This window comes from Candidatus Bathyarchaeota archaeon (genome assembly GCA_030739585.1).
Lineage (GTDB): Archaea > Thermoproteota > Bathyarchaeia > TCS64 > TCS64.
Genome location: JASLYX010000002.1, coordinates 32,446 through 46,557, shown reverse-complemented (window position 1 = coordinate 46,557; position 14,112 = coordinate 32,446). Strand labels below are relative to the sequence as shown.

Here is a 14,112-nt window from a genome sequence, read left to right as displayed (position 1 = left end):
ATTCTTCAATTAACGCTTCTTGAGGACCACGAGTTTGTCCTCTAGACCTATCTTTCCGGAGTTAAGAGCCCTATGATAGATTAGCTGCAAGGCTTCCAGAATTTTAGGTCCCATCCGCTTGAATCCGAGGAGGCGTGCTGTCTCATTGAGTAGAGTCTCCTTCCTTATCCCAAAGGAGTACCCGGTGACCATAGTCAACGCCTTTAGTATCTCCTCAGGGGAGATGTACTCTATGGGCCTGAAGCTCTCGGTAACGCCATCTACCGGGGCTCTCACCCGGACTGAATCAATTCCCTTTGGCCAGAGGAAATCGCCCTTCATTTCAATTTGATCTTTCTCGAGTACCTCTACCTCCTCCTGGAAGGCCACTCTAAATGCGTTCGTTGCCCGGCTCAGCCTAAAGGCGTTGTTCATCCTCTTAAACGCGAGCTCCACGTGGATGGGCCCCTCCCCTTTAACCAGCTGGGGTAGGAGCCGCCTCACTTCGGAGTGGTACTCCCTCAAATATCGCTCCCTGTGATCCGGAGAGTATCTAGTGAAAAGGTAATCGGGTTTCAGCTTCACAAACCTATAGGGCTCCACACCAGGAAGCTCCCCTGGGGGGGTGTCCACTACCTTCACCTGATTAAGGATGTTCCTTTGCGTGGTGGGAGGTTTCAAGGCCTTTTTCGTCGCTTCCTGTCTGGGTTCCTCGTTGGCATCTTTGAGAGCCTTCGCTAGCCTCTGCGCCTCGGTATCCTGCCTTTGCACCCAGTCAGGAGCCCAGATACGGTGGATCCTCCACCCAAGGTTCTCCAGGACCTGGATTCTAAGGCGATCCCTGTCCCGGGCTGTGTCAGCGGTCACATAGTTCTCCCCGTCGCACATGATGCCCAGGATAAACCTACTCGGATCAGCCGGGTCTAAAACCCCTAGGTCCACCCTGAACGCCCCGGAGCCCACCAAGGGCACCGTCTTGTAACCTAGGCGATTCACCTCCTCGGCAACCTTTTCGTCCAACTGGGAGATGAGGATATGTTCTTGGGCCTCAACGTCCTTAAGGTTCCGGGGGCGCCTCTCAGCAAACCTCATATAATGATGAAGACTGTGAACCCCCTCGGCCTGTGTTGCCTGGAGGTTGATGTCATCATATTTGATGCTACTCACAAGAACCACCTTCTCCCGGGCACGGGTTACAGCTACATTAAGGCGACGCTCTCCCCCCTGTTTGTTGAGAGGACCGAAGTTCATCGTTATCTTGCCATTTGTGTCGTAGCCATATCCAACGCTAAAGATCATGACGTCCCTTTCGTCACCCTGAACGTTCTCTAGATTCTTTACGAAGAATCCGTCGAGCCTATCCTCTACGAAGAACTTCTCGAACGTGGGATGCTCCTGGAGCCGGACTTCCACGGCGTCCTGCACGGTATTCATCTGGCTCAAACTGAAAGTGACCACGCCAAGTGTCTTCTCAGGGTGCCTCTCGAAGTGCTCGAAGACGAGATCAGCCACTACTTCGGCCTCCCTCACGTTATTTCTCCTGCCCCCTCTGTCGTAAAGGCCGTCTTTAACGTGGATTAGCTCGAGACCTAGGTCTGAGTCCATCCTTGAGGAGGGGAAAAGCACGAGATTGCCGTTGTAAAATCTGTCGTTGCTGAAGCTGATCAAGGAATCATGTTTGCTACGATAATGCCATTTTAGCATCCTGACAGGGAGGCCGATACTCATGCACTCATCGAGGACGCTGTCGAAGACGTCAAACTCGTAGCCCTCCTCGTCCCAGTCAAAGTCATCATCTATAGTATGTTGAAAAAAGGGGGTGGGCGGAAGCTGCTTCGGATCCCCGGTGATCACTAGGGTATCCCCCCGGTAGATGGAGCCCACAGCATCCTCGGTGTAGATCTGAGAGGCCTCATCGAAGACCACGAGATCGAATTGGGCCCCCGTGGGGATCAGAAACTGGCTCACGCTGATAGGGCTCATCATAAGGCAGGGTTTCAACCTCCTAACAAGATTCGGGATACGCTCGAATAAGTACCTCAAGGGCATATGGCGACGCTTCTTCGCAGCCTCCCGCATCAACACAGTGATCTCCGAGTCTGGGGCTTGAACGAAGACCCCCTGGGGCTTTTGCTCGTTGGCGATCTCGATCACCCTTTGGGAGGTCAATTGAATGAAACGGAGATCCAGATCCTGGAAATCCTTGATGAGCTGCTCATGGTCCTGTCCCCTAAAATTCTTGAGGACTGCATCCTCCTTAAATACGGCATCCAAGAGCCCCTGGTACATGGCCTTCCTGAAGACGTCTACAAGACGATCCCTCTCGACCCTCTCGGCTATGAGGATCTCAAGGAATTGCCCGAGCCCTGCATTCCTGATCTCGGTCTCCTGGGTGTTAAAGTCCACCCAGGTCTGGAGGTCATCAATCCTGGATCGAAGGACACCTAGACTTGTTCTCACCTTTTCAAGAGTCAAACGTCCCCTTGGCTCAGGCCAAAGCTCTCTCTCGAAACGGTCATCGATGGAGTCCAAGGATAGAGAAATATTGCTCCACCTCTCCCCGATAAGGGGATCAGGGGGAAGAGGGGGTCCATCCTGAGAGATGCCCTGAGCTAACCTCTCAGAGACCCCTCGGGGGAGGGCTCTGATTAGCGTCCGAGTCCACCCCAGTGCCTCGAGGACCCCGTTCCAGTCCGTCCTGAGGCCACTATAGAGTAGGCCAAAAATGTCCCTCATCTCCTCAGAGCGGCTGTCCACCTCATCCTCGAATCTCTGGATTTCCTCTACGGTCCTCAGGTCTTTCACTAGACCCACAAAGGTCGCCGGGTGCTTGTGGAGACGTGTTGCCAACGCTCCCGATGATAACCTAGAAAGGTTTACAAGCTTTTCCAACGAGTCCATCGCCCAAGATTCCACCTCCCGGAAGCCACTTTTCCGCATAGAGACCCCAGAATTCGTCATTAATTTCGAGGGAAGCACCCCTCGTAGCTTCCTTTCGTCAGCTCTCCATTCGGTAAGGGATCCAGACAGCGCTTCACTGTACCGGAGGAGGGTCTCGTTCGGTTCCGAGTATACGGATAGATTGTCCCTAAGGGTCTTTGGGGCTCTAGAGGTCCCGGCTAATCGGAGGGTATTGGAGGCGTTCTTGAGGGCTACCTCTGCTCCATCAAAGTCGGGGTCCTTACCCTTGTAGTAGATGCCCAAAGTCTTCCTAGCCTTCTCGAGGTTTGCGTCCAGCTTCTCTAGAATTCCGCGGAGTTCTCGCGCAGCCTTGAGATCCTCGACGGCCGTCGCTGGGAACCCCCCGTCCTGTGTCACCTTGGAGATGGCTCCCTTGGCCCTGTAGTAGCTGGGCATCAATACCCTGAAGAAAGAGCTACCGGGGCCCTCCAAGTACTCGATTATCTCGTCGAGTTCCAGGGTTAAGACAGCGTCATCATAGGTTTTAAGCCTCTCCCTAAGCTTTTCCCTATGAGAGTGATCGTTCTTTAGTGTCTCCAAAAGCTGTGTGGCCTCATTTAGGCCACTCCGGTCGAGCCATGACCTCATGGGCCTGAACTCAGTCTTGCACATTCGGGCGAGCTTGGAAATAAAAGTGACCTTCTCTAGGGTTTCAACTTCTCCCTTCAACCCAAGGAATGAGGAGATCTGTTCGGCGCTCCCCTTCAGCTCCTTGAGCCTCTTCGAGACCTTCCTCAGGAAGGCTTCCAGACCCAGCAAGTGTTTGAGAAGACCCCCGTCACCCTCCGATATCGGGGCGAGGAGCTCTGCGAGGCCCTCCCAAGCTTCCTCGATCCTGCCCGCAGTTCCTGGGGGTATGAGGATCAGTCTAGTATCGTAATCCTTTTCGAGGGCCCCCACCCAGGCCCAGTACTCGCCCCACTGCTTCCGGCTCTTCTCAACGAGAGACTGTATAGTCCGAAGGTCTGCGTCTACAAGCCATTTCCGGAGGGGCCTTGGTGTCGCGCTAATGAGCTCAGTAATCTTCTGGAGACGCTCGTACTCCTCTATCGTGCCTGGGATTTCTAGTCCCAGGATCTGAGCGTATTCTTCGGAGGCTATTTCCATATCGTTTGCCGTCGCTATAGTGTTCTCTAAGAGGTGAATCCATTGAGACCGTGTCTCTAGGGTGTAATTTTCCTCGATGCACCCATTCCATGGAAAGATATCTCCTTCTTCGACAACCCTCCAAGCATTGGAGAGCCTCCTGACCTTGTCCTCGAGTTCAAGGAGCTTCCTCTGGTCCAAGGAGTCGAAGGCCCTGAATCCTGTTGGAAAAAGAGGGATCTCTTCAAGGCTTACTAAAGCCTCAAAGATCTGGTAGGGGTTATACCCGATGGGCTCTCTGCGGTTGTGAAGTGCACTCACATAATCGTTGAGTTGATTCCGCCTAGCGATAAGGCGCTCTAGGTCTTCTTCGTTCATCGCGCCCTGAGTTTTGAGGTGTTCGTTGAGGGCCCTGTTGAGCTCGGCCACCACGTCCCGTTTGTTGGCCTTGTGGCTGTGTAACTCAAGGCAGTAATCCTCCAGGTTCCGAGCTCGGAGACGGTTGTAAACAACCTCAAGAGCAGCCATCTTCTCACTGACGAAAAGGACAGTCTTTCCCCGGGCGATAAACTCGCCGATCATGTTCGCGATGGTCTGGCTCTTTCCGGTGCCTGGGGGGCCGTGCATCACAAAGCTCTGCCTTGCAAGAGCATACTGGATGCAGAGCTGCTGGCTGCTGTCAGCGTCCAGAACCTGAAAGACCTCCTTGGGGTCGAGGTTGTCCAGCTCCCCGGCTTTGGGCAGAGGCCCCCTCGCTACAGGGGGGGGATTCACTCCGGCGAGGGCTTGGATTAAGGGGTGCTCTATGATGGTATCCACATTATCCATAAGGTCCTGGTACATTACCAGCTTGTGGAACGAAAATAGGCCCATATGAACCCGGTCCTCTACCTCCCAGCCGGTCTCTCGGATAGTCTCTTGGACCTCAGCGAGGTAGGTTGTAAGGGAGTTTTCGTCCCAGTCGAAGAGCGGGGGGAGCTCGATCTTGTGCTCTAAGTGAAGCTTGAGCCTGAGAGCAGGGTTGAGAATAGCCTCGTCCTCAACGGCGGGAATCTGGACCGTGTAAGGATCCCTGCTGGTCTTCCGGGTGAGCTCCACGGGGGTAAGGACTATGGGGGAGACAAGGGGCTGGTTAGACCCTACCTCGCGCCAGCTGAGCGTCCCGAAGGCGACGTAGAGGATCCGGACCCCTCTCTCTCGGTACTCAGAGGCGGAGCGCCTCGAGAGGTTCCTAAGGACCCGACGTACTCGGGCGGCTTTGATCTCTTTGGGAACAATCTGGGTTTTCCGGGGGCGGATCCTGCGTGGGGGTTCCCCAGAGTCCTCAGGGGGCTCCCAGATCGACCAAGATTTATCCTTTACAACGAGTCTCTCGAAGAAAGGGTTGATACTAGGTCTACAAAACTCAAGATTAGAGCTGCGGGTGGGCCTGAAGTTGACTAAGCGATTCCTCCTGCTCAGATCAATGAGTTTGAGCCTCCAATCGTCGACTCTGCTTAGAACTTTGGATAGGGAAGCCGAATTCATAGGCTGTTTTAACCCTCCTGTGATAAACATGGCGTTTCTCATGAATAAAGGTATTTCCAGCCTCCCAAGATGGAGCAGGAAAAATCACGCAGGAAAGCATGGAAAAAGCCTATATTGAGAGGGTATAAACATGTTTCATTAACTAAAAATAATTCTAAGGGGGTTTCTAGCCCCAATTTAGGCCCCCATAAAGTGCTCCCAGCCCCGTTTTTCAATAGAGGTCTCCACTCCGTTTTTGGCGGTTCTGATGTCTGTTTCAGAGGTAGCTACGCCGAGTTCTAGGAGTCTGCATCCTACAAGGGCTAAGGCTTCCCGGGCTTCTTCGAGACGTCCCTCCTCTACGGTGAAGACCAGCTCGTATTCCTCCCCACCATAAAGGGCAAGATCGTCCGGGTTTAGTTCATGATGATCAGCATACGCGACCACTTCGGGGGGGATCGGAAGGGCCTCAACCCTGAAGCCGACTTTGCTGCTCCGGGAGAGGTCGTGGAGGCTCGCGGAGAGTCCATCGCTGGAGTCGATGGCGGAAGTTACTGCGCCAGACTCGGCGAGGGCGATTCCCTCCCGAATCCGGGCCTTCGGATTATAAATTGATTGGACCAGAGCCTCCTTTAGGCCCTCGGGAGCCTCCAGTCCCGTGAGGAGGGTCTTGAGGGCGGCGGCAGTAAGACCGAAGGGCCCCGTGGTGGCAAGGATTTCACCGGGCTTGGCCCCCTTTCGGGTCATGATCCTCTCCTTCGATGAAACACCAAAGGCGACTCCGCTAATAACGATGTCCGAGGCTTCATTTGTATCTCCTCCGATAACGTATCCCCCGTACTCCCGAGTGCCGGCCTCAAATCCTTTGGCCATCTCCTCGACTATCTCCACCTCGAGGTCTCGGGGTATCCCGATGGATGCCATGAAGCTTAGGGGTGGGACTCCTTTTGCCCCAAGATCGCTAAAGTTCATGACAACGGCCTTCCTCGCCGCCTGGTAGGGGGTCATCCCAGGAGGGACATCGGTCTCCCAAACCAGCATATCGGTATTCAGGACGGCGACTCTGCCATCCCTGAGGTCTATGGCAGAAGCGTCCTCCCATAAGGGGAGAGGCGTTCCGGGCATGGGGGTGATCCATCGATGCATGCGCTCTATAAGAGCCCGTTCGCCGATCTCCCCTGCCGTTGCCATATGTGATCGGGTGTGTGTTGGGAAGGATGCAGATAAAACGTTTGAGAGTGCCTTGAGGATCGCGACCCTAGGGCAAGGGATTGAACCGTAGCTATTTTTAATCAGGGATTGTCTAGGGTTTTGTGAGTATGCCTCGGTAGCTCAGTGGCCAGAGCGGCAGCCTCGTAAGTTGTTGGCCGCGGGTTCGACTCCCGCCCGAGGCTCTTATTTAATGCGGATGGTTTGGGAGAACTACGCGTGCGGATAGGTCTTTTTCTTGATTAAGGCTAGGACTACATGTTTCTAAAGTTTGGTTCTGACAGGGGGTTGTCGAGAGTTCAGGATTTTGCAAGACATTTCACGGAGAAACAAAGTGACGAGAAGAGGACGGTCGAAAAAAGCTCAAGGGTCCTGCCGTTCATCCCACTTGGATTTTTCTGCACACTCTTTGAGTTTCAGGGGAGTTTATCCCCGTTCTTAATCGAAGTGCAGTTTAGCAATCGCGATGCCACTTTCGCCGGCGACCGCATAGAGTAGATATATATCGTCGTCTTGAACGTAGACTGCGGGGTCCCTCAGTTGATTGGCGTGCCCATATGCAACGCTTCGCACTGAAGGCTCTAGGGGTTCGTTTGCTCCCTCCCAGTCGGTTTCGGGTCGAAGTATCTCTGTTGCATCCTTCTCCTTCCAGCTTTTCCAGTCGCCCGAAATGTCGATGGTGCTCAGCAGGATCCTTTCTGGTGTGTGTCCTACCTGTGTCCAAAATACATTCAGTGTGTCGTTGTCTTTCAGGAGCGCCGCGTGTCGCATGTCCGGGTTGAAAAGCAACGGTCCTTCCTCGAATCCGGATAGAGGGTCTCTCGAACGGTAGAACTGCCCCGGCATTGCTAAGGCGTATGTGTAGCGGTTTCGGGTAAAGGCACGCCAGTAGTTTCCACCAAGTATCTCGGGTCTAACATTGAAGTTGATTCCATCCAGGGAGGTGGCAACCCGGGTCAACTGCTCGCCAAAGGATTCTAGGCCGTGAAAGTACATAACAATGCGCTCATTTCCGTGGTCCACGTGGACATCAGGGGATGCGATGTGGGGCCACGTCCACTCCTTGATGAGGTGATGCCCCAACCCCTCTAAGTTTAAGCCCGTCGATCTGACACGTGTCCTAGCGTCCTCAACCTTTGCCGGGGTGGATTTTAGGGGAGTAGTGGGAAACTTTGACTGCTCCAGCTTTAGACTCCCCGGGGGATACACAGTCCACGGGCCCAGAAGGTCATCAGCGAAAGCCAGCCGGATATAGCTACCTTTGTGGTCTGCGAAATAAAGGTAGTAGTGACCTAACCGCTCTTCCAGCCAGTCCGGCACTCGAATGAGTGAGGGCCCTTGAATGTTCGCACCGATGCTCGGATGCGTGGCCTTAGTGATGATCGGTTCATCGAGCAATCTTTCAGCGCGCACGGAAACCATTTCAGAAAAACTATCTTAGTGAGGGTTAATATCATCGTTGTTGGGAGGCTAATTATTTCCTGAGGCCCCCCTTTCTCGCGATCAGGCGCGTAGACTTCGTTCTCATCCTTATGCTGATCATTAGCAGGATAGGAAAAGGGAGGAGCCTTCTCTTCCTTCTTAACTCCTCTCGACCCCCAAAAAGTGGCGCGCGTGTTCATCATCAACTAGCATAGCCCACATTTATCCGACTCCCCAAAATGGACCATGACGCGGGACAGCATCGCGCGAAAGAGAGGTTCAGGGAAATATTTAGGTTGGTGGTCAGCTATCAAAGCGAGAAATCTTTAAGGTAACAACCGATACGGGGGTCTTCGTTCTCCTGGAATTTGCCACACTTGTGAGGATGAATGGAAGGTTCTATTTCAAACGAAGCAACACAAAACACCCTACCGCGGCTTTCCCAGACAACATCGCTTTTATTTAGAGAAGCTAAACTCCCACGTCCTGAATATCCCACGTTGAAAAAGGTTTTAAAATGGGGGTAGAGGATAACGCCACGTGATGAGCCCGAGGGAGATTGCTTGCTGAATCTGAACGTGTTGAAGAAGGGAAATATCTCTGTCGATGAGGCGGAGAGCATACTATCCTTAGAGTGTCTCCCCGGGAGCATGCTGGAGATCGCTGGAGCCCTGAGGGATGAACGGCTTGGGCGGGAGCTCCGATTCCTTATCCCCCAGCCCCGGTTCCCCAGTGTCTCGATTACAGGCGCCAAGTGCGCGCTGAAATGTGAGCACTGCAATGGCCACTTCCTCTCAGGGATGGATAACACAGATACCCCAAAGAAGCTCAAGGACTACTGCTCCAGACTTGATGCGGAGGGCGGGGTAGGGGTCCTTGTGAGCGGCGGCTCGGATCCAAGAGGGCATGTTCCCCTCGAAGAGTTCCTCAGCGCGATCACGTGGGTGAAGGAAAATACATCTCTCATAGTAAACCTCCACACAGGACTTCTGAACCCCCGACAGGCTGAGGAAATAGCCTCCACAGGAGCTGACGTTGTCTCTATGGATGTCGTCGGGAGCAACGATACCATCAAAAAGGTCTATGGGCTGGACGCAACAGTCCAGGACTACGCCGAAACTCTCATCAATTTAAGGGACGCCCAAGTCTCTTACCTTATCCCTCACGTATGCGCTGGCCTCCACTTTGGGGAGATCAGGGGAGAAGCTAGGGCGCTAGAGATCATCGGAAACATCAACCCAGACATTATTGTCATCATTGCACTCGTCCCAACTAGGGGGACAGGCATGGAGAACGTGACACCTCCCTCTGTCGAGGTCATAGCCAAGACAGTGGCCGCGGCGAGGTTGATGCACAGCGACACAAGCATCGCCATCGGATGTATGCGCCCAAAAGCTGAGAAAACTCTGGAAGAGCGCCTCGCGATTCAGGCAGGTGCCGACAGGGTCGTCCTCCCCTCCAGATCCACGGTTAAGTACGCTCACAACGAAGGATTCATTGTGAAGCATCTAGACGGCTGCTGCGCTATACCTAAGCAACTCGAATACCTGACCATAAGAAAGGTATCCTAAATATTTAGGAAAGAACGACTCTTTCTATCTGACGAACGTCCACTCGTCCCCAGTGTATCGTATGATGAGACGCTTAGCCATCTCTCGTTCAAAGGGGATCAGCTTCCCTGTAGTGAAGTTTATATTTAAAGCCCTACTAAAGCCAACAGTTAGAGCCTTTGCCACTTTATTAAAGGGCACCACTCGACCTACCACCTCATCCAAAGCTATTGCCCTCTCTAAGAGTTTACCTCGAAGTGTAACTCTGTCTGGCTCTTGCAAGGCCAAGACGTCGACAAGGCGCGACACGTCCCCTTCCAATGGCAATGCGCCATGCTGTAGTACTACCCCATTCTTGCGGACTTGGGCGCTACCGATGAGCTTTTTCCCGTACGCCGTCACCTCGTAATGGGAAGGCAGGTCAAAACATGCAGCAGATTTCTCGGCCTCCTTCCCGGTCTCTATACGGTCCGCCTGGACGACTCCACCGTGGAGGGTCCTGAGACCCTCCACCAGCCCCAGGCTCAGTCCGCGATAAGAAGTTATAATGTCCCCCGCTACCCGGGGCTCCTCTTGGGGGGCTACAACGCTGTAGGTCAACTCGTCAATGTGGAGTAACGCCCGGCCCCCGGTGGGACGTCGCACCCAGGTGTACCCCCGTTCCCGGCACCGTTCCAGGTCAATCTCATGACGGATCGATTGAGAGTACCCCACCGAGACACAGGGAGGCTCCCATCTGTAGAACCTCAGCGTGGGCGGGGACTGATTCTTAGCCACCGAAAGCATAATGGCCTCGTCAATGGCCATGTTCATAGCGCCGTCAGACCACTTAGTGTTGATCAGCCTCCAAGTCGCAGGTGGTGGATCGGTGAGGCTTTCCATGATTTTATACCTCCTAGTTTCTTGGGGGTATCCAATTCCTCAGGCCTAGCCGCTCGGCCTCCGTTACCGCCTCCTCGGGGGTGAGGTCTCGGGGATAATTGAACAATGGGGCCGAGGGTCTCTCGTTGTAGAAGGGCCTGTTGCATCCGGGGCAGCCGCTGGTACAGAAAGCATCCCCCTTCTCGAGGACCCCGGAGAATACGCTTGGATCGGCCCCGAAGCCAATGATGGTCCCCCTGGCGTCGAACTTCATGTCATCGAATCGGACGTGCCTGAGGGTAATCAGATACCGGGCGATCTGGACCCGCCTGTACATGTCCAAGGCAGGTTGGGGATGCTTATGGAGTAGGGTACCACGGATTGGTGTGAATGCAAAGAGGCTAGTTTGGACACCTCTATTCATCAGATCCTGTATGGATTTCGCCGCCTCCTCCTCAGTCTCCCCAAGGCCGATGATCAGATTAGACATCACCCGGTCCCGCCCGAAGATCTCCACCGCCTCTGACAAGGCTTTCATGTGTTCACCCCAGCTGAAAGGTCCCTTAACCTCCGACCCCTTTACCTTGTTGAAGATCCCAGGGGTCGCCCCGTCCAAGGGAATGCCTATCCTATTCAGGCCCGCCTTCTTCAACTTCCGCAACTGGTCCCCGGTGAGGGGACACGTGTCCAAGGAGACAGGGATATCCGTGACAGCCGCGATTCCCTGGAGGAGACCGTGGACGTCATCAAAATATCCGGGGTAGTTTATGGCCTGGATACAGATGCGCATCAGCTCCCGTTCCGATGCTCGGCCTAGAGCCTCAAGAACAGCCTTGCCGGAGTATGTGGGCCAGAGAACACGGGATAGCCGGGAGTTGTCGGAGGGGCTCTCTCTAGCCTGTGGACAGAATTTACAGTTGCCCACGCATCCTTCCTCGGTGTGAGTCATAAGATATGCAGTGGTTGGTTTGACCTTGAGCTTGATTTTATCCAGCCCAAGCAGCCCCGCAGTACCGGTGCTCACCTTCACCTTCTCAGGGATCATCCGCATCACCAAGGCGATTTATGGGAATATCCCAGCCGCTTGATATATACTTCGTTACTCCTGGGGAAGCGCGCGTTTAACGGGAGGCTAGTCATCATCAACAGCATAGCGGATATCACTGATCGGAAAATTTTCTAGACAATCCCAAACGGATAATGGATCAGTCACTTTTAAACGGACATTCGTGGATTGTAGACGGGGTGCACCTAGGACAGAATTGCCGATAACAGTGTGGACAAGGAGACAGCCTGTTTGTTTCAAGGTTACAGTAAGGACACAGCAGCTTCATTAAGTTAAAATGAAGACGGTAAAATTTAATGGAGAAGATATTAATTGAGACGCAGATTGGATAAGCTTACTATTGAGATTTACGCAAGTCTATTTAGAGTCATATTCCCAAAAATAAAAGAACACCTTACAGTATCGTTATTGTCGATCCATTGGGGGTGATGGAATAAACTCTGGAATTATCGTAGGGCTCGTCACAGCTTTCGTTATCCTCTTGCTGCTGTTTATCTTGAGTGTTATAGCCTGGGAGATTTTCAGACGCGACTATGATTAAACTGAATCCGACGTCCTGAGGTTAATACCCCTCTGTTCTAGGAGGAAATGTTCCGAGGCTCCTGAATAAATAAGGCCGGGAGAAGCGAGATAAGAGTCATCACTGTGATATACATGAATCCCCAGTTAAAGCTGTAGAACTCTACGATATACCCAAATATCGCACTAGAGAAGGAGGCGATTGTAAACCCTATAGTGAAATAGAGCCCGAAAATCTGGTCCAGTTGGGACTTTTCGACGCTCTCACTTAGAACGCTCTGAACCACTACGGTCTGTACCATAAATCCAATAGAGAAGAGGAGCATCGCGAGGGCCCAGAACCCTGTAACGTAGTTGAGGAGGAAGTAGCCCAGACCGCTAGCTATGGTTATCCAAATGATGAGGGGCTTCCGGTTCATCCTATCCGAGATATTCCCCCAGAAGAAGGGGCCGAGGACACCGCCGCTGAGCAACACGCTATATAAGAGGCCGCTCTTTCCAGAGGTGAAGCCAAGTATATCAATGAAATATAGGGGGAGGAAGGCCCGGACCCCCATCCTAAAGGCCATTACGCTCCGAAGGACGCTGATAGAGAGCACATTTCTGTTCCTCAACGCCTCCTGGAGCCTCGTCCAGGAGAGAGCATTCCTTGACTTTGCCTCCGAGGAGCGCGTCCCCTTCACGAACAAGAGGAGGACCAGCGATGCTACGAGGGCGGGCATGGAAAGCAGAGCGAGGACAGGTCTCCAAGCCATCCTAGTTAGCAGATATGCCGTTACGAGAGGGGTAAAGGTGAACGCCAGAGAGGGGATCGACTGGTTAAGCCCAAGTATCCGCCCTCGCTTTGATGGATCAGTTGCAGAGGTGACCAGAGAGGTGCCTATGGGGTGCTGGGGGCTACTCGCGATACCCCCGAGGATCCTGAAACTGAAGAACTGGAAGAACCCTCGGCTCATCGCGGCGAAAACGTTCATTATAGCGTTGATCATGTTCCCAACCCCGAGAAGGACCCTACCGCCGGTCCAGCGGCGAAGGTATCCTACGAACATCTGGGGGAATCCGGTCGCGAAGGTGTTGGCTGACCGGAGGAGGCCTAACTGGGAGTAGGAAAGCGAGAACTCGGCTATAATATCTGGATAGAGCATAGGCAGGGCCCCGCTAATCATGTGGTTCAACATGTGCAGCACTATCGCGATATAGACCATAAACGGTGTCTGTTGATCCTTATTCTCCTCGGGGATATCCACAACGATCAATCCTATTAGAGGAGAGGGATACGCAGTTGGTTCAATATATGATTAGCTATAAGGCAAAAATTCACAAAAGGATTATCGTCTAGAAGCCTGAGTCACTCGCGCGCGTTGTACGGATTCACGTTCTACCCTATGGAGTTAGGGACGCGCTGGGTCTCGAAAGAACAATAAACGCAAAGAGGTAAATCCCATTATGGATGAAGTATCATATAAGATCCGGCCCGCTGTAGAGGAGGACCTCCCTGTCCTGATGACCCTCATCAAGCAGCTCGCCGTCTACGAGAAGCTCATCGACAGTTTCTCCGCCACAGAGGAACTCTACTGCAAGTACGGCTTCAGTGAGGACGCTATCTTCAGCGCCCTCCTTGTGGAGAGGACCAGGGGAGAGGGCCCCGACTACCTCGGCATCGCACTTTACTACTTTACCTTCTCAACGTTCACCGGTAAACCTACCCTCTACCTGGAGGACATCTTCGTTCCTGAGGAGTATCGGGGCCAGGGGATAGGTACTAGCCTCCTTGTTGAGCTCGCGAAGATTGCGGTGAAGAGGGACTGCGCCAGGATGGACTGGATCGTCCTAGACTGGAACAAACTCAGCTGGGAGTTCTACAATAAACTCGGAGCTTTCCCCCTTGACGAGTGGACAGTCTTCCGGATGCTTGCCCCGGAGATAAAAAACCTCGCTGAAAAGTTCTAAGAA

General features: G+C 53.2%; 8 protein-coding genes and 1 tRNA gene. 3 read left to right on the top strand and 6 right to left on the bottom strand.

The genetic code is table 11. The annotated features are described in order from the left end of the window. Window positions 1–9: 9 nt before the first annotated feature. Both QGG23_02460 and thiL read right to left on the bottom strand, forming a co-directional pair. A complete protein-coding gene (locus tag QGG23_02460; protein MDP6048298.1) occupies window positions 10–5,553 on the bottom strand; it encodes a DUF4011 domain-containing protein in 5,544 nt (1,847 codons plus the stop codon). A gap of 177 nt (window positions 5,554–5,730) precedes the next feature. After that, window positions 5,731–6,723, bottom strand: a complete 993-nt coding sequence (gene thiL, locus QGG23_02455) for a thiamine-phosphate kinase (protein MDP6048297.1) — start codon at window positions 6,721–6,723, stop codon at window positions 5,731–5,733. 130 nt (window positions 6,724–6,853) lie between these two features. Here thiL and QGG23_02450 point away from each other — a divergent pair. Further along, window positions 6,854–6,926 (top strand) — tRNA-Thr (locus tag QGG23_02450). 253 nt (window positions 6,927–7,179) lie between these two features. Here QGG23_02450 and QGG23_02445 read toward each other — a convergent pair. Beyond that, the gene (locus QGG23_02445; GenBank protein ID MDP6048296.1) at window positions 7,180–8,139 is read right to left on the bottom strand and encodes a hypothetical protein; all 960 of its coding nucleotides are present in this window, start codon (window positions 8,137–8,139) and stop codon (window positions 7,180–7,182) included. A 587-nt stretch (window positions 8,140–8,726) separates the two neighbouring features. Here QGG23_02445 and QGG23_02440 point away from each other — a divergent pair. Further along, window positions 8,727–9,734, top strand: coding sequence for a radical SAM protein (locus QGG23_02440; protein MDP6048295.1), 1,008 nt, complete (start codon window positions 8,727–8,729; stop codon window positions 9,732–9,734). A gap of 24 nt (window positions 9,735–9,758) precedes the next feature. On the opposite strand, the gene QGG23_02435 is transcribed toward QGG23_02440, so the two are convergent. From QGG23_02435 to QGG23_02425, 3 genes are all read right to left on the bottom strand, one after another. Beyond that, the gene (locus QGG23_02435; protein MDP6048294.1) at window positions 9,759–10,595 is read right to left on the bottom strand and encodes a biotin/lipoate A/B protein ligase family protein; all 837 of its coding nucleotides are present in this window, start codon (window positions 10,593–10,595) and stop codon (window positions 9,759–9,761) included. 13 nt (window positions 10,596–10,608) lie between these two features. Further along, the gene (locus QGG23_02430; GenBank protein ID MDP6048293.1) at window positions 10,609–11,619 is read right to left on the bottom strand and encodes a radical SAM protein; all 1,011 of its coding nucleotides are present in this window, start codon (window positions 11,617–11,619) and stop codon (window positions 10,609–10,611) included. Between the two features lie 599 nt (window positions 11,620–12,218). After that, window positions 12,219–13,406, bottom strand: a complete 1,188-nt coding sequence (locus QGG23_02425) for an MFS transporter (protein MDP6048292.1) — start codon at window positions 13,404–13,406, stop codon at window positions 12,219–12,221. Window positions 13,407–13,605: 199 nt separating this feature from the next. On the opposite strand from QGG23_02425, the gene QGG23_02420 reads away from it, so the two are divergent. Further along, on the top strand, window positions 13,606–14,109 hold the full coding sequence (locus QGG23_02420; protein ID MDP6048291.1) for a GNAT family N-acetyltransferase: 504 nt from the start codon (window positions 13,606–13,608) through the stop codon (window positions 14,107–14,109). The last annotated feature ends 3 nt before the right edge of the window (window positions 14,110–14,112 follow it).